The following is a 15,770-nucleotide window of genomic DNA, read 5'->3' on the forward strand; positions in this document are numbered from 1 at the left end:
ATGAGTTCCATCGGCACCGACATTCCCCTGGGCACACCCGCCGCCCGTGCCCTGCGTGCGGCAACCGGCGTGCGCAGCGCCGCGTCGTCGTCGTCCATCGGCAGCCGCATCGCCATTCACGGCCTGAGCCGCCGCTTCGGCCGCTTCACCGCGGTGGACAACGTCAGCCTGCAGATCGAGCCCGGCGAATTCGTCACGCTGCTCGGCCCCAGCGGCAGCGGCAAGACCACGCTGCTGGGCGCCATCGCAGGCTTCGCGGCGGTGGACGAGGGCGACATCCTGGTGGACGGCCGCTCGGTGCGCGGCGTGCCGCCGCACCAGCGCGGCTTCGGCATGGTGTTTCAGCACTACGCGCTGTTTCCGCACATGACGGTGGCGCAGAACGTCGGCTTTCCGCTGCGCATGGCGGGCCTGGGCCGCGCCGAGAGCACGCGCCGCATCGGCGAAACATTGGAGCTGCTGCACCTGGGCGAGTACGCCGGGCGGCTGCCCGCGCAGCTCAGCGGCGGCCAGCAGCAGCGCGTGGCGATTGCGCGCGCCATCGTTCGCCGGCCGCGCGTGGTGCTGATGGACGAGCCGCTGAGCGCGCTCGACCGGCGGTTGCGCGAGGCCATCCAGATCGAGATTCGCGCGCTGCACCGCACGCTGGGCACCACCATCGTCTTCGTCACGCACGACCAGGGCGAGGCGCTGGCGCTGAGCGACCGCATCGCCGTGCTGGACCAGGGGCGCATCGTGCAGGTCGGCACGCCAGGTGCGCTGTACCGGGAGCCCGGCAACGAGTTCGTGGCGCGGTTCGTGGGCGAGTCGAACGTGCTCGATGCGCGCGTGCTGCGCGTGGAAGGCGATGCCGCGGTGCTGCAGGCCGGCGATGCCCACAGCTTCGAGGCGAGGCACGGCGGCACACCGCTGGCCGTGGGTCGACAGGTGAAGGTGCTGGTGCGGCCGGAGCGCGTGTCGCTGGTGGCCCCGGGCACCGAGGACAGGCATTGCACGTTGGCGGCCACCGTCGAATCGACCGTGTTTCTCGGCGAGATCCTGCGCATCGACGCCGCCTTGCCCGGCGGCGGCAAGGTGCAGGTGCGTTGCCTGGACCCGCGCGACGGCCGTCGGCCTGCCATCGGAGACACCGTGCACCTGGCCTGGCAGGCCGGCGACGCTTGGGTGCTGGCGTGAGCGCATCGAGCGCATCGAATGTGGCCACGGGCCCGCGCTGGACGGCCCGCGTCGACCTGCGCAACCCTGCGTGGCTGCTCGCGCCCGCGCTGCTGTTCTTCGCCTTCTTCTACGTGCTGCCGCTGGCCGACCTGCTGCACCTGAGCGTGGCGGGCGAGGCAGGTCTGTCGTACTACGCACGGGTGTTCGCGGTGCCGCTGTACTGGGAATCGCTGGTGCGCACCTTCGGCATCGCGGCGGCGGTGGCAGCGCTGTGCGCGCTGTTCGGCTACCCGACCGCGCTGCTCATCCACCGCGCGCGCGGCACCTGGAAGCTGGTGCTGACGGCCGCCGTGGTGCTGCCTTATTTCATCTCGGTGCTGATCCGCAACTACTCGTGGATGGTGCTGCTCGGGCGCAACGGGCCCATCAACAAGCTGCTGGTCGGGCTGGGCATCGTCGATGCGCCGCTGCCGCTGATCTTCAACCGCGCGTCGGTGCTCATCGCCATCGGTGCGGTGCTGCTGCCGCTGATGGTGCTGACCGTGGGCGGCAGCCTGGCGCGCATCGATCCGCTGGTGCAGCGCGCGGCCACGGCCAGCGGGGCAGGGCCGTTGGCGGTGTTCTGGCGCGTGCTGTTTCCGCAGACGCTGCCGGGGCTGCTGGCGGGCGTGCTGCTGGTGTTCATCTCGGCGCTGGGCTTCTTCATCACGCCGTCGCTGCTGGGCGGCCCGGCCGACCAGATGTTCGCGATGCACATCACGCAGCAGGCGGACTTTCTGGCGAGCGGCGGCTTCCTGCAGTCGCTGGCCGCCGTGCTTCTGGTGGTGACCTTGCTGGTGGTCGCGGTGGCGGCGCGCTTTCTGGGGCTGGAGTTCATCTGGGGCGGGCAGCGCTCGAGCAAGCCCAGCCGTGAAGCGACGCAAGGCCCCGTCGCTTCATGGCGGCGCGCCGTGCTGGAGCGCGCCGCCGATCTGCTCGGCTGGCCGCTGCTGCGCCTGCTCGGCGCGGTGCCGGCGTGGCTCGGGCGGGCGGTGTCGGGGGCGCTGGCGGCCGTGGCCTTTTTGACCTTGCTGCTGCCCATCGCCGTTGCCGCGCTCATCTCGTTCAGCGACTCGGCCTACATGCGCTTTCCGCCGCCCGCGTATTCGCTGCGCTGGTACGAAAAGTTTCTGTCCGACCCGGTGTGGATGTCTTCGCTGGGCACTTCGGTCGCGGTCGGGCTGCTGGCCACCGGCATCTCGGTGGTGCTCGGCACGGCGGCCGCGTTCGGCCTGGTGCGCTCGTCGCTGCCGGGCAAGACGGCATGGATGACCTTTCTGGTCAGCCCGCTGATCGTGCCGGGCGTGGTGCTGGGCCTGTCGCTGTACAGCCTGTTCTTGCGCGCGGGTCTCGCGGGCAGCATTCCCGGCCTGGCGGCTGCGCATGCCATCGGCGGCATTCCGCTGGTGCTGGTGATCGTCGCGGCCAGCCTGCAGGCGGTGGACCTGCGCCAGGAGCAGGCCGCGGCCGTGCACGGCGCGTCGCCGCTGCGGGTGTTCTGGTTCGTCACGCTGCCGGCCATTCGCCCGGGCGTGCTGGCGGCATCGTTCTTCGCGTTCCTGCATTCGTTCGACGACCTGGTGCTGTCCATGTTCCTGAGCGGCGCGCGCATGACCACGCTGCCGCTGCGGCTGTGGGGCAACGTCAACTACAAGCTCGACCCCGTGCCGGCGGTGGTGGCCACCTTCGAGGTGGTGCTGATCGTCGCCGGCCTGTTCCTCGCGCGCTCGGCCTGGGCCGCGCGCAAGCGCAGTTGAAGCGCCGAGCCGCTCCATGTCCTTTTGTCATTTGAAGAAAGAAAGCATCCGCATGAAGCCATCGAATCCCCGCCCGCTGCAGACCCTGCTCGCCCTGGCGATCGCCCTGGGCAGCGCCTGCGGCGTCGGCCCGGCCTGGAGCCAGGCCAAGGAAGTCGTCACGCAGGACCCGGGAGGCACCTACGGCGAGAACCTGCGCCGCCTGGTGTACGACCCCTTCACCAGGGAAACCGGCATCAAGGTGCTGACCGTGCAGGAGGCGCGCGGCGGGCCGCGCGTCAAGGCGCAGGTGGAGGCCAGGCGCACCGAGTGGGACCTGAGCTTCATCTTCGACCAGGAGGTGCGCCAGCTCGACCCCTACCTGGCCGAGATCGACTACAAGAAGCTCTCGCCCGAGGCGCAGAAGACCGTGGCGTCGCTGCCCAAGGAGGCCGTGCGGCCCAAGGGCGTGGCGCTGCAGGTCATCGGCGTGGCGCTGGTCTACAACAAGGAGGCGTTTCCGTCGAAGAAGTACCCCAGGACCTGGGCCGACTTCTGGAACGTGAAGGACTTTCCGGGCAAGCGCTGCCTGCCGCAGTGGTCGCGCTTCGTGTTCGAGTCGGCGCTGCTGGCCGACGGCGTGCCGGCCGACAAGATCTACCCGGTCGACTTCGACCGCGCCCTGCGCAAGATCGCCGAGATCAAGCCGCACGTGGTCAAGTGGTGGCTGACCAATTCGCAGGCGCCGCAACTGCTGCTCGACGGGGAAGCCTCCGCCTGCCTGTCGTACACCGGCCCGGTGGCGCGCCTGAAGAAGGAAGACGCCAACGCGCCGCTGGAGCTGACCTGGGACCAGGCCTTCACCTACTACGACTTCTTCTCGATTCCGAAGGACGCACCGCATTACGACGCCGCGCTCAAGCTGCTGTCGTACCGCCTGGACGCCGAGCGCGCCGCCCGTGTCGCCGAAGCCACCAGCGTGGCGCTGCCGTCGCCGCGCGTGTACGCGGCCGCCGACCCCAAGCTGCGCGACTACTGGACCAACAGCCCCGAGGTCGAGAAGAAGGCCATCAAGTGGAACGCCGACTTCTGGGGCGCCAAGGCACCGGACGGCACCACCAACGAGGAATACGCGCAGCAGAAGCTCAACCAGTTGCTGGCGCGCTGATCAGGGGCGTTGTCAAGGAAGGGCGCGCGGCCGTTCAGGCCGTGCGCCTTTTTTTGTTCACTCCAGCGTGAACCCGATCTTCAGCGACACCTGCCAGTGCGCCACCTTGCCTTCGACCACATGCCCGCGCGTCTCGGTCACGGTGAACCACTGGATGTTGCGCACCGTCTCGTGCGCCTTGGCAATGGCGGTCTGCACGGCGTCTTCGATGCCGGTGGGCGACGAGCCGGTGAGTTCGAGGGTCTTGTAGACGTGGTTGGACATGAGAGGGGTCTCCTTCAGGTTGATGGGCCAGCGGCCCGGAAAACATCGTAGTCCTGTCGTTGCCTGGTGCGGGCCTCAATGGACGAAGCCGCCCTTGACGAAGCGCACGGGCTCGGCGTCCATGCGGGCGATGAGCGCGCCGAGGCCGTCGGGCGGCAAGGGTCGTGAATCGGCACGCACCGGCGAATCGGTGCGGCACAGCAGGTCGTCGTCGCTCCATTCGCCCTTGCCGGGCTCGCCGCGCGCGCGCAGCCAGCCGTCGCGGTCGACGATGAGCTGCGTGCCGGCAAGCTTGTCGGTGGCGGCGATGAGCGAGAAGGCCGACCACGCGGCCGGGGCATCCGCCACGCAATCGCCGAGTTGCGCATCGGCTGCGCGCGCATCCGGCTTCAGGAACACGGTGACCATGCGCGGGTCTTCGAGCAGCCGCTCGCCGCCGGCCGCCACGATGCGCAGGCGCTGCCCGCGCCAGCTGCTCAGCATGCGTTGCGGCTTGCCCTTGCATTGCACCGCCATGTCGGGCGGCGCAATGGGCTGGGTCCACAGGCCGGCCGCGCGCAGGCTTTCTCCGGCGCCCTGCGCCTTCATGAAATCGATGAGCGCCCAGGCGTCTTCGTCGCGCAGCGCGGGGCCGAAGCCGGGCATGGTGGTGGCGCCGTGCCGGTCGCGCACGCCGTTCAGCACATGCCACAGCACGTCGCCGTCGGCGCGCCGCCACAGCAGCGGGCCGGCGAGGTTGGGCGGCCACACCGGCTGCGCCGCGGCCAGCGGCCCCTGGCCCTTGCCGTCGGTGCCGTGGCAGGCCACGCACTGCGCGGCATAGAGCACGCGCCCGCGATCGATGCTGGCGGCGGTGAAACCCGTGGGAGATTGCTGAAAGCTCGTCGGGTACGCAGGCACCAGCACCACGCTGGCGTCGGGCCAGGGCGCGAGCACGACCAGCAGTGTCGTCAGCGCCACCAGCCACAGACGGCGGCGGCGCCACGCCAGCGCGACCAACAGAACCAGCAAGGCCGCTGCCAGCACCACGACCGTGATGCCGAGCCGGCGCGCCTGGCCCAGGTCGATCAACAGGTTCTCGCCCGACAGCCGCCGGGCCCACGGCCAAGCCGGCTGGCCGTGCGCCTGCACGACCAGCCCCAGTGCATCGAGCACGCGCAGCAGTTGCAGTTGCGCCCCTTGCAGCAGGCCGATCAGCAGGTTGAGCCAATCGGCCTCGGGAACGCTGCTCAACGGCATGCCTCCGTGCTTCGCACCGCGATGCGAACTTGAGCTTCAGCTCGCTGTAGGCGGCCCGGCGCGACGCTCATCTCACCACGTGGCGTCGAGCCCGAGGTGCTTCAGCGCTTCGTGCCGCAGTTCGGCCAGGCGAGCGTCGCCGCGGTGGCGCGGGTAGGGCAGGTCGACCACGATCTCCGCCGCAATGCGCGCGGGGCGGTCGCTCAGCACGATCACGCGGTTGGCCAGGAACAGCGCCTCTTCCACGTCGTGCGTCACCAGCAGGGCGGAGAAGCCCGCACGCTGCCACAGGTTGACCAGCTCGCTCTGCATGGCGATGCGCGTGAGCGAGTCGAGCTTGCCCAGCGGCTCGTCGAGCACCAGCAGTTGCGGGTCGTTCACCAGTGCACGCGCCAGCGCCACGCGCTGCGCCATGCCGCCCGACAGGTGGTGCGGAAAGGCTTTCGCAAAATCGGTCAGGCCCACGAGCTTGAGCGCCTCGTCGACCCGGCCGCGCTGTTCCTTCAGCACGCCGCGCGCCTGCAGGCCCAGCGCCACGTTGTCCCACACGCTGCGCCAGGGGTAGAGCGTCGGGTCTTGAAACACGACGATGCGCGACGGGTCGGGGCGGGTGATGGTCTGGTCGTCCTGCGTGATGGTGCCGGTGGTGGCGGGCTCCAGCCCGGCCACCAGGCGCAGCAGCGTCGACTTGCCGCAGCCGCTGGGCCCCAACAGCGCCACGAACTCGCCGGGCTGCACCTGCAGGTCGATGCCGTCGAGCACCTGCAGCACGCCGCCCGCCACCTCGAACCAGTGGCTGACGCCGCGAATGTCGATGTGGGCGCCCTTGACGGCGGTGGCCGCTGTGCCCGTGGGCGCAGTGACTGTGGGCGCAGGCGTGGGAGGAAGCACGGCGTTCACCATTTGACGGTTCCTTTCTGCCACGACAGCACGCGGTCGCGCACCTTGAACAGCAGCGTGATGAGGCTGGAGCACAGCGCGGCCATGACGAACAGCGCCGCGTACATGTTGGCGTAGGCGGCCCAGCCCTGGGCCCATTGCAGGTACCAGCCCAGGCCGGCTTTCACGCCCATCATCTCGGCCGTGATCAACACCGAGAACGAGGCGCCCAGGCCCATGAACAGGCCGACGAACACCTGCGGCAGGGCGGCCGGAACGGCCACGCGCAGCACCAGGAAGCGCTCCGACGCGCCCAGCGTGCGCGCCACGTCGTAGTAGCTCTTGTTGACCGAGGCCACGCCCGACCAGGTGAGCACCGCCACCGGAAAGAAGGTGGCCAGCGCGACCAGGAACACGGCCGCCACGTAGCTCGACGGCGCGAAGAAGAAGGCCAGCGGCAGCAGCGCCGACGCGGGCACCGGCCCCAGGAAGCGCAGCAGCGGATGCACCCAGTACCCCGCGATGCGCGACCAGCCGATCAGCACCCCCGTGACGAAGCCGACCAGCGCCCCCAGCACGAAGCCGTTGGCCAGCAGGCGCAGCGAATGTGCGGTCGACAGGCCCAGGCGCTGCCAGTCTTCGTTGACCACGTCGATCAGGCTCTGCGGCGGCGCGAAGAAGGGCGAGGGCAGCACACCGAGCTTGGCGGTGGCCACCTCCCACACCGCGAACCCCACGGCCAGCGCGACCAGCCATTGGCCGGCCGGGCGCAGCGTTTGCGTCACCTTGCCCGCGCGCGAGCCGAGCAGGCCGATGGCCAGCAGCAGGGCGGCCACCACCAGCGTGGCAATGCCGAATTCTTCGGTGAAGGCCCAGTCGCTGAAACCGACCGCCTTGTTCGGCCACAGCAGCGTGAGCAGGCCCAGCGCGAGCCAGGCGGCGGCGGCCAGCAGGCCGGTAGCCCAGATGCCGGTGGGGACGGCGGGACGCAGCACGACGGTGTCCGCGGCCTTGGGCGAGGCAGCGGGTGCGCGTTGCGGGCGTGACGCGGTCGTGGCAGGCGCATCGCCGTGCCGCCCCAGCGGCGCATCCAGGAGTTGTTCGGCGGTCGTCATGCGAGCACGTCCAGCGAAACCTGGTTGGCGAAGCGGGTCACGTCGGTGCTCTTCTTCAGGATGCCGGCGTTGCGGAAGTCGGTGGCAAAGGCCTCGACCTCGTTGCGCAGGGCCTTGCCCGCCGGATGGTGCTTGTAGGTGAGCTCGGCCAGCAGCTTCTGCAGGTCTTCGAGCGGCACCTTGGGGGCGTACTTCGAATAGATCCTGGCGGCCTCGTTCGGGTTTTCCGCCACGTAGTCCGACGCTTGCGCCAGCGCGCGCACCACGGCGGCGGCACGCGGCTTGTCGTTGCGCGCGAACTCGCCGCGCGCACCGACGATGCAGCACAGCCGCTCGGCGTATTCGCCCTTGGCGCTGTTGGCCAGCTCGGTGAACACGCCGGGGTTGCGCTTCTCGATGAGGAACAAGTTCGGGTCGCCGTCGGCAATCACCTGGATCTCGCCCTTCTTCACGGCCACGTCGAGCAGGTCGGCGGGGTACACGCGCCAGTCGACGTCCTTGTCGATGTCGATGCCTTTCTTGGCCAGGTGAATCGCATAGAACTGCCGCGCGGGGCTGTTCTGGTCGGACACGCCGATGGTCTTGCCCTTCAGGCTGGCCACGTCCGACGTGATGCCCGAGGCCTTGGCGCCGATCAGCCGCAGGCAGCCGCCGTGCACGCTGCCCACCACCTTCACGTCGAAGCCGGCTTCCAGCGGCTTCACCCAGCGGTGGATCAGGCCCACGCCCACGTCGGCCTTGCCGGTGGCCAGCGCTTCCAGCATCTGGTCGGACGAACCGGCCCAGTTGAGCAACTCGACGTCGAGCCCGTTCTTCTCGAACAGGCCGCGCTCCAGCGCCACCGGCACGGGCGCGAGGCAGAAGCCGGCCTGGCTCCAGGCGAAGGTGAGCTTGCGAGGCTGCGACCAGGCCGACGTGCCGAGCAGGGCCGCGGAGCCGACCACGGCGGCCGCGGCACCGGCCTGCAGCACGCTGCGGCGCGAGGGCGGCAAGTGTTCGAAGGGAACGTTCATCGGAGCTTCTCCACCGGAATATTGGAAGCCCGCAGTGTTGGCGCGCCCCCTTGCGCCAACAACGAATGAATGCGGCTATGGATATGCGCGCAGCTACTTTCCGTCGGCGCCGAAGCTCTCGACCAGGAAGGCGACCACGGCCTGCACGCGTGCCGTGCGGCCCTTGCGGCTGGGCACCAGCAGCGTGACCGGGGCGCTGTCGAACTGCCAGTCGGCCAGCACGCGCACCAGGGTGCCGCCCGCCACCGCCTCGGCTGCGTCCCATTCGGAGCGCAGCACCAGGCCCATGCCTTGTTCGGCCCACTGGCGGGCCACGGTGCCGTCGTTGGTCACGTAGGCGGGCGAGATGCGCAGGGTCTCGCGGGCGGCGGTGCGTTTCACGGTGGCTTGACCCCTGCCTTTGCCCGAGCGGGAAGTTGCTTTGGCTTTCGCCGGGCGCAGGTGCCACAGCGTCACGTCTTCGTCGTTCTCGCGGATGCAGATGCAGTCGTGCCCCATCACGTCGCGCGGCGCGCGGGGCGTGCCGTGCAGCCGCAGGTACTCGGGGCTGGCGCACAGCCAGCGCTCGTTGGCGCTCAGCGTGCGCGCCACCCACGACGAGTCGCGCACCGCGCCGATATGGATCACCGCGTCGGCGTCGTGCCGGTCGGGCCAGGGTGTCTCGCGCAGGTCCAGCTGCAGGTGCAGGCCGGGGTGCAGGCGGGCGAAGCGCACCAGCATCGGCGCGATGTACTGCCGGCCGTAGCCGAAGGGCGCCGCGATGCGCAGCGTGCCGGTCAGGCGCTGGTCGTCGCGCTGCATCGAATCGCGCAGGCCTTCGATCTGGCCGAGCAGCGCGGCGGCTTCTCGCGCGAAGCGTTCGCCCTCGGGCGTGAGGGCCAGGCGCCGTGACGTGCGGGTGGCCAGCGAGAGGCCCAGCGTGGCCTCCAGCTTGCGCAGCCGCATCGACAGCGCGGGCGGCGTGACGTCGAGCGCGCGGGCCGCGGCGCTGAGGGAAGGCTCGCGCAGCAGGGCTGCCGCGAGCTGCATGTCTTCGACCTGGATCATTAACTTGCGCTTAACGATTGATGATCGCGCATTGAAGCACAGGCAGCGTCTTGAAACGTACAGTCCGTGCTCATGCACACCCCCGCCGCCATGCAAGACCACCCGCACAACCCTGCGTCCTACCCCCGCGCCGTGCTGTTCGACCTGCTCACCGCGCTGCTCGATTCCTGGACCGTGTGGAACGCCGCCGCCGGCTCCGAAGAAAAGGGCCGCGCCTGGCGCGCCGAGTACCTGCGCCTGACCTATGGCTGCGGCGCCTACGTGCCCTACGAGCAGCTGGTGAAAGATGCCGCGCGCAACACCGGCATGGCCGATTCGGCGCCCGACGCGCTCGAAGCCCAATGGCACACGCTGCCCGTGTGGGACGGCGCCCGCGCGCTGCTGCTGGCGCTCCAGCCGCACTGCAAGCTGGCCGTGGTCACCAACTGCTCGAAGCGGCTCGGCCACCTGGCGGCGGCGCGGCTCGGCATCGACTGGGACGTGGTCGTCACCTCGGAGGAGGCCGGCTTCTACAAGCCCGACCCGCGCCCCTACCAGATGGCGCTCGACAAGCTGGGCGTGAAAGCGGCGGACGCGGCCTTCGTCGCCGGCTCGGGCTACGACATGTTCGGCACCTCGGCGGTCGGCCTGCGCACCTGCTGGCACAACCGCGTGGGCCTGTCGCTGCCGCAGGGCGCGCCGTCGCCCGAAGTGCAAGGCAACACGCTGGCACCGGCGCTGCCGTGGCTGCAGTCGTTCGGGAGCAAGGCATGAAGCAGGCCGCGCTCGTTCGCGGCTTGCTTGCGGCGACGGCCGCGCTCGCGTTGCATGCGCCGGTGCTGGCGCAGACGAATGCCTTCCCGCAGCGCCCCGTGACCTTGATCGTTCCCTTTCCGCCGGGCGGGCCGAGCGACGCGCTGGCGCGCGGCTTCGCGCTGCACATGGGCAAGCAGATGGGGCAGACCGTCGTCATCGAGAACGTGGCGGGGGCCGGCGGCACCATCGGCCTCGCCAAGGTGGCGAGGGCCGCGCCCGACGGCTACACGCTGGGCTTCGGCACCATCGGCACGCACGTGGCCAACGTGGCGCTCTACAAGAAGCTGCCCTACAACCCCGAGACCGACTTCGTGCCCGTGGGCCTGGCGGGTTCGGCGCCCATGCTGCTGCTGGCGCGCGCCGACCTGCCGGCCAACAACCTGAAAGAGTTCGTCGCCTGGCTGGGCACCAGCAAGGCGAAGGCCTCGTTCGGCAGCGCGGGCGTCGGGTCGATCTCGCACTACGGCTGCGTGCTGCTGCTGTCGTCGCTGAAACAGAACGTGGCGCACATTCCCTACAAGGGCGTGGCCCCGGCCATGAACGACCTGATGGGCGGGCAGACCGACTTCATGTGCGACCAGACCACCACCGCGTTGCCGCAGGTGGCGGGCGGCAAGATCAAGGCGCTGGCCGTGCTGTCTTCGGCGCGGCTGCCGCAGCTTCCGAACGTGGGCACGGCCGCCGAGGCGGGCTATGCGCTCGACGTGCGCGCCTGGAACGCCGTCTTCGCGCCGCGCGGCACGCCCGAACCCGCGCTGCAGAAGCTGCGTGCCGCGCTGGCCGGCGCCGCCGCCGACCCCGAATTTCGCAAGCAGATGCACAGCGTGGGCGTGGACCTGCCCACCACCGATGCGCTGCAGCCCGCGGCCGTGTCGGCGCTCATCGCACGCGGCTTGCGCGACGATGTGCCTGCGCTCAAGGCCAAGGGCGAGTACCTGGACTGATGGACGACTTCATGAACACCCTCGAGACCCTCGACACCCCCGCCGCGCTCATCGAGCGCACGCGCATGCAGCGCAACATCGAACGCATGCAGCAGCGCATGAACGCGCTGGGCGTGCGCTTTCGCCCGCACGTGAAGACCACCAAGTGCATCGACGTCGCCAAGGCGCAGCGCGAGGCCGGCGCGCAGGGCATCACCGTGTCCACGCTGAAAGAGGCGGAGCAGTTCTTTGCCGGCGGCTTCACCGACATCCTCTATGCCGTCGGCATGGCGCCGCACCGGCTGCCGCATGCGATGGAACTGCGCCGGCGCGGCTGCACGCTGGTCATCGTCACGGACGGCGTGGCGTCGGCCCGCGCCATCGCCGATTTCGGCCGCGCGAACGGCGAGGTGTTCGAGGTGCTGATCGAGGTCGACACCGACGGCCACCGCTCGGGCATCAAGCCGGAAGAAGGCGCGCTGCTCGACGTGGCGCGCGCGCTGCACGACGGCGGCATGCGCCTGGGCGGCGTGATGACGCATGCGGGCTCCAGCTACGAACTCGACACGCCCGAAGCCCTGCGCGCCATGGCCGAGCAGGAGCGCGCAGGCTGCGTGCGCGCCGCTCGACGACTGCGCGACGCGGGCCTGCCATGCCCGGTGGTCAGCGTGGGCTCCACGCCCACGGCGCTGATGGCCGAGGCGCTGGCAGGCGTGACGGAGGTGCGCGCGGGCGTGTACGTGTTCTTCGACCTCGTGATGCGCAACGTGGGCGTGTGCACCGAAGAAGACCTGGCCCTGAGCGTGCTCACCACCGTGATCGGCCACCAGGCAGAGAAGGGCTGGGCCATCGTCGATGCCGGCTGGATGGCCATGAGCCGCGACCGGGGCACGCAGAAGCAGAAGCGCGACTTCGGCTACGGCCAGGTGTGCACGCTCGACGGTGCGGTGCTCGAAGGCTATGTGCTCGGCGGCGCGAACCAGGAGCACGGCATCGTGTCGCAAGAGGGCGCTGCGAACACGGACATCGCCGCGCGCTTTCCGATCGGCACGCGGCTGCGCATCTTGCCGAACCATGCGTGCGCGACGGGGGCGCAGTTTCCGGAGTACCACGCGCTGTCTGAAGACGGCGGGCTGCAGACGTGGGGGCGGTTCCACGGGTGGTGACCGCACCCTGGTTTTCCAAACGGGGCAGAAGTGGCTTAGCCAATCAACATGGCTTGCTTGGTTCAGGGCCGTCACTGTCTAGCGCGTCGGCATCCTGGCGCACGATGGGCAGTTGCTTCAGCAACTCTGGCAGCCATTGCTGTGCTGTCTCCCACACCACATGGAGGTCGATGTCGAAGTAGCCGTGGGCCATGCGATTGCGCATGCCGCGCATGTTTCGCCACGGCACCTCGGGATGCGCCTGAGTGAACGCGGCATGGCTCTCCATCACCTTCGTGGCGGCCTCGCCGACGATGACCAGACTCATGATGACGGCTTGCTGGGTGCGCTTGTCAGCCAGGAAGTCGTCCTTGGTCGACCCTTACACGAAGCTGCATGCATCCGCTGCTGCCCGCTGTATGTGATCGATGTAATCAGGAAGCCGGTTTTCATTCATACCGGCTGCGCCTCCGCGAGCACCTTGGCCCGGAACTTCGGCGGCAAGTCGCCGGGTGTCAGCAAATCGACGTGAATGCCGAGCAGCGCTTCCAGGTCGTCCTGCAGACCGCCCAAGTCCAATAACGTGGCACCCGGTAGCGCATCGACCAACAGATCGAGGTCGCTGCCCTCAAGGTCGGTGCCATGCAGCACCGAACCGAAGACGCGCGGATTCGCCGTGCGAAAGCGTTTCACCGCTTCGCGCACGGCACTTCGCTTCATGTCAAGCGCAACCGAAGGTCGCATGGAGATCCCTTGTTATCGAAACTCATCGCAATGGTAGTGAATCGGGAATAGCGTTTCAGAAACTATCTTCGAGACTCACAACGCCTTGATTTTGCGTGTCACGTCGGTGGCTTGGTGCGACCTCTCAAAATCTGTCGTCTGAACCGGCCGGGCGCCAGCAATCGACTCAGCGCGCGCCTGCATCCGCCTGCCGCCGCGCCATGCGTCCCATGGCCAGTGCCATGACCACGGCCAGCGCGGCAATGCCCGCCGCCGTGTAGCCCAGGCTGGCCAGCCCGAGGTGTCGGATCGCCAGGCCGCCGAAGACCGCGCCCAGGCCGATGCCGGCGTTGGCGGCCGACACGTTCATGGTTCCCGCGAAGGCCTGCGCCTGGGGTGCGGCCTTCATCACGCGCACCTGGTTGACCGGAAACAGCGCGGTGTACGCAATGCCCCATGCCGCCAGTGCCACGACCAGCCACGTGATGGTGCCGCCCGCAGCCAGCGCCGCGCCGGCCATGCCGAACCCCAGCAGCGCGGTGAAAAGGACGGTCGCGCGCAAGGGCGAGCGGTCCATCATTTTTCCGGCCAGCGCATTGCCCAGCAGGCCTACCGCGCCGAAGGCCATCAGCCACCAGCCCACCTGCGCCGGTGCGACGCCCGCGAGTTTTTCGAGGGTTTCGGCCAGGTAGGTGTAGGCGGTGAACATGGCTGTGAACACGACCACCGACAGCGCCACATGCCACTGGAACGCGGGCTCCCGCAGGATGCGCATCTGCTGGCCGATGCGCATGCGCTCGGGCCGGGCCTGCGCCGGCATGCAGGCGGCCAGCAACACGGCCGTCAGCAGAGAAAGCAGCGCAAAGGCCCAGAACGCGCCGCGCCAGCCGATGGTGCCCGCGGCCAGCGTGCCGAGCGGAATGCCGAACAGCAACGCCGCCGTGATGCCCAGGTAGACCCGCGCCACCGCCGTGCCGGCCATGGCCGGCTTCACCAGCCGCGTGGCCGTTTCGCTCGCCGTGCCCCAGAACACCGGCAGCAGCAGGGCGGGAATGAAGCGCGCAATGCCCAGCACCCACAGGTTGGGCGCCATCGCCGCCAGGGCGTTGGCGAAGGCGAAGACCACCATGATCGAAATGAACAACCGCTTGCGGTCCAGGTGCGACAGCAGCAGGGTGAGCGGCGGGCCGAACAGCATCACGGTGAACGCGAACAGCGTGACCAGTTGGCCGGCCAGCGGCACCGACACGCCGAGGTCGGCCGCCATGGCGGGCAGCAGCCCGACGATCAGGAATTCGGTGGACACGATCACGAAGGCCGCGACGGCCAGGATCACGATCGACAGCATGCCGCCCGCCGGCTGGGCGGTCGCGCCGCTGCGCTGCGGCGATGAACCGAGGGAAGGTGAGGAGGGCTGGATCGGCATGATGGTTCTGGTAAACCCTGAGCTTATTCGTGATGAAAGGGAGCGTTGGCGATAAGATTTCCTGTGATTACTTCCCCAATTTCCTGAATAAAGCCGCATGAACCCTACCGAGCGCCTGAAGGGCATCGAAGCCTTCGTCTGCACCGCCGACGCGGGCAGTTTCGCGAGCGCGGCGCAGCGTCTGCACCTGACGGCCTCGGCCGTCAGCAAGAGCGTGGCGCGGCTGGAGCAGCGCCTGGGCGCGCGGCTGTTCGAGCGCACCACGCGCAGCCTTGCGCTCACCGAGGCGGGCAAGGTCTATTACCAGACCTGTGCCATGGTGCTCGGCGAGCTCGAGGCGGCCGAGATCGTGCTGGCGACCGAGCGACAGAGCGAACCCGCGGGCAAGGTTCGGCTCGACCTGCCGGTCTCGTTCGGGCGCCTGCGAGTGCTTCCCTTGCTGCGCCCGATGGTGGAGCGCTATGCCCAGTTGCGCCCGCACCTGTCGTTCTCGGACCGGTTCGTGGACCTGGCGGAAGACAACGTCGACATTGCCGTGCGCATCGGCGGTCCGGTGCCCTCGGTGGCCGCGCTGGGCTACAGGCAGCTGGGGCTGGAGCGGCTGATCTTCTGCGCGTCACCTTCGTACCTGGCCGCGCGCGGCAGGCCCGCGAGCCTGGACGATCTGGCCGGGCACGACCTGGTCGTGTACGGGCGAGGCGACGGCCGCATCAGCCCGTGGCTGTTCGCCACGCCGGGCCGGCCCGTCGAGCAGCGCGCGGTCGATGCGCGGCTGGTGGTGGGGCACGGCGAGGCTTTGGCCTCTGCGGTGACTGCCGGCTGGGGCATCGGGCAACTGGCCACGTGGCTCATCACGGACGAACTCGCCAGCGGCGCGTTGGTCGAGCTGCTGCCCGAGGCGTCGACCGACGGACTGCCGCTCAGCCTGGTGTGGCTGCGCAGCCGGCAATCGCTTCCCAAGGTGAGTGTGCTGGTCGAGCGGTTGAGCGCGGTGCTGAAAATTCGCTGACCTGGTCGTATCGAATACGATAAATTTATAAAAACTTATTGAATACGCAACTTGCTTGAATGTTGCGAATGCGATAAGTTATGCCTACCAA

At 69.2% G+C, this 15,770-nt stretch carries 15 protein-coding genes and 1 pseudogene; 7 read left to right on the forward strand and 9 right to left on the reverse strand.

Annotated features, from left to right (window positions below; all coding sequences use genetic code 11):
• From ACSFA5_RS30060 to ACSFA5_RS30070, 3 genes are read left to right on the forward strand one after another with little or no spacing between them, the layout of a single operon-like run.
• Complete coding sequence (locus ACSFA5_RS30060) at window positions 1–1,176, forward strand: ABC transporter ATP-binding protein (RefSeq protein WP_435447706.1); 1,176 nt, start codon at window positions 1–3, stop codon at window positions 1,174–1,176.
• Window positions 1,173–2,954, forward strand: a complete 1,782-nt coding sequence (locus ACSFA5_RS30065; protein WP_435447707.1) for an ABC transporter permease subunit — start codon at window positions 1,173–1,175, stop codon at window positions 2,952–2,954. Before ACSFA5_RS30060 ends, ACSFA5_RS30065 begins: the two co-directional genes overlap by 4 nt.
• 52 nt (window positions 2,955–3,006) lie before the next feature.
• Entirely contained in the window at window positions 3,007–4,101 is a 1,095-nt protein-coding gene (locus ACSFA5_RS30070) for an ABC transporter substrate-binding protein (protein WP_435447708.1), read from the forward strand.
• 57 nt (window positions 4,102–4,158) lie between these two features.
• Here the strand turns inward: ACSFA5_RS30070 and ACSFA5_RS30075 are convergent, their stop codons facing one another.
• From ACSFA5_RS30075 to ACSFA5_RS30100, 6 genes are all read right to left on the reverse strand, one after another.
• Complete coding sequence (locus tag ACSFA5_RS30075) at window positions 4,159–4,365, reverse strand: dodecin (RefSeq protein ID WP_339090707.1); 207 nt, start codon at window positions 4,363–4,365, stop codon at window positions 4,159–4,161.
• Window positions 4,366–4,440: 75 nt separating this feature from the next.
• Window positions 4,441–5,598, reverse strand: coding sequence for a c-type cytochrome (locus ACSFA5_RS30080; RefSeq protein ID WP_435447709.1), 1,158 nt, complete (start codon window positions 5,596–5,598; stop codon window positions 4,441–4,443).
• A gap of 78 nt (window positions 5,599–5,676) precedes the next feature.
• A complete protein-coding gene (locus tag ACSFA5_RS30085; protein ID WP_435447710.1) occupies window positions 5,677–6,507 on the reverse strand; it encodes an ABC transporter ATP-binding protein in 831 nt (276 codons plus the stop codon).
• Window positions 6,501–7,598 carry an ABC transporter permease gene (locus tag ACSFA5_RS30090; RefSeq protein WP_435447711.1) on the reverse strand — a complete coding sequence of 366 codons (1,098 nt, stop codon included), beginning with the start codon at window positions 7,596–7,598 and terminating at the stop codon, window positions 6,501–6,503. The genes ACSFA5_RS30085 and ACSFA5_RS30090 overlap by 7 nt, the downstream gene beginning before the upstream one ends.
• Window positions 7,595–8,611 (reverse strand): ABC transporter substrate-binding protein, encoded by a 1,017-nt coding sequence (locus ACSFA5_RS30095; protein ID WP_435447712.1) that lies wholly within the window; start codon window positions 8,609–8,611, stop codon window positions 7,595–7,597. Before ACSFA5_RS30095 ends, ACSFA5_RS30090 begins: the two co-directional genes overlap by 4 nt.
• A gap of 93 nt (window positions 8,612–8,704) precedes the next feature.
• Window positions 8,705–9,658, reverse strand: coding sequence for a LysR family transcriptional regulator (locus ACSFA5_RS30100; protein WP_435447713.1), 954 nt, complete (start codon window positions 9,656–9,658; stop codon window positions 8,705–8,707).
• Between the two features lie 72 nt (window positions 9,659–9,730).
• Between ACSFA5_RS30100 and ACSFA5_RS30105 the strand changes: the two genes are divergently transcribed.
• The 3 genes from ACSFA5_RS30105 to ACSFA5_RS30115 are packed head-to-tail and all read left to right on the forward strand — an operon-like array spanning window position 9,731 to window position 12,542.
• Window positions 9,731–10,411, forward strand: a complete 681-nt coding sequence (locus ACSFA5_RS30105; RefSeq protein ID WP_435447714.1) for an HAD-IA family hydrolase — start codon at window positions 9,731–9,733, stop codon at window positions 10,409–10,411.
• Window positions 10,408–11,397 (forward strand): tripartite tricarboxylate transporter substrate-binding protein, encoded by a 990-nt coding sequence (locus ACSFA5_RS30110; protein ID WP_435447715.1) that lies wholly within the window; start codon window positions 10,408–10,410, stop codon window positions 11,395–11,397. Before ACSFA5_RS30105 ends, ACSFA5_RS30110 begins: the two co-directional genes overlap by 4 nt.
• 11 nt (window positions 11,398–11,408) lie before the next feature.
• Window positions 11,409–12,542, forward strand: coding sequence for a DSD1 family PLP-dependent enzyme (locus ACSFA5_RS30115; protein WP_435447716.1), 1,134 nt, complete (start codon window positions 11,409–11,411; stop codon window positions 12,540–12,542).
• Window positions 12,543–12,585: 43 nt separating this feature from the next.
• Here ACSFA5_RS30115 and ACSFA5_RS30120 read toward each other — a convergent pair.
• The 3 genes and pseudogenes from ACSFA5_RS30120 to ACSFA5_RS30130 all read right to left on the reverse strand — a co-directional run.
• A pseudogene (locus tag ACSFA5_RS30120) lies at window positions 12,586–12,888 on the reverse strand (HepT-like ribonuclease domain-containing protein); the annotation flags it as partial.
• An 86-nt stretch (window positions 12,889–12,974) separates the two neighbouring features.
• On the reverse strand, window positions 12,975–13,265 hold the full coding sequence (locus ACSFA5_RS30125) for a nucleotidyltransferase family protein (protein ID WP_435447717.1): 291 nt from the start codon (window positions 13,263–13,265) through the stop codon (window positions 12,975–12,977).
• Window positions 13,266–13,431: 166 nt separating this feature from the next.
• Window positions 13,432–14,670, reverse strand: a complete 1,239-nt coding sequence (locus tag ACSFA5_RS30130; protein ID WP_435447718.1) for an MFS transporter — start codon at window positions 14,668–14,670, stop codon at window positions 13,432–13,434.
• A 97-nt stretch (window positions 14,671–14,767) separates the two neighbouring features.
• On the opposite strand from ACSFA5_RS30130, the gene ACSFA5_RS30135 reads away from it, so the two are divergent.
• The gene (locus ACSFA5_RS30135; protein WP_435447719.1) at window positions 14,768–15,679 is read left to right on the forward strand and encodes a LysR family transcriptional regulator; all 912 of its coding nucleotides are present in this window, start codon (window positions 14,768–14,770) and stop codon (window positions 15,677–15,679) included.
• Window positions 15,680–15,770: the final 91 nt, after the last annotated feature.

Origin of the sequence: Variovorax monticola, from assembly GCF_051216855.1 — a bacterium.
In the GTDB taxonomy this organism is placed as follows: domain Bacteria; phylum Pseudomonadota; class Gammaproteobacteria; order Burkholderiales; family Burkholderiaceae_C; genus Variovorax.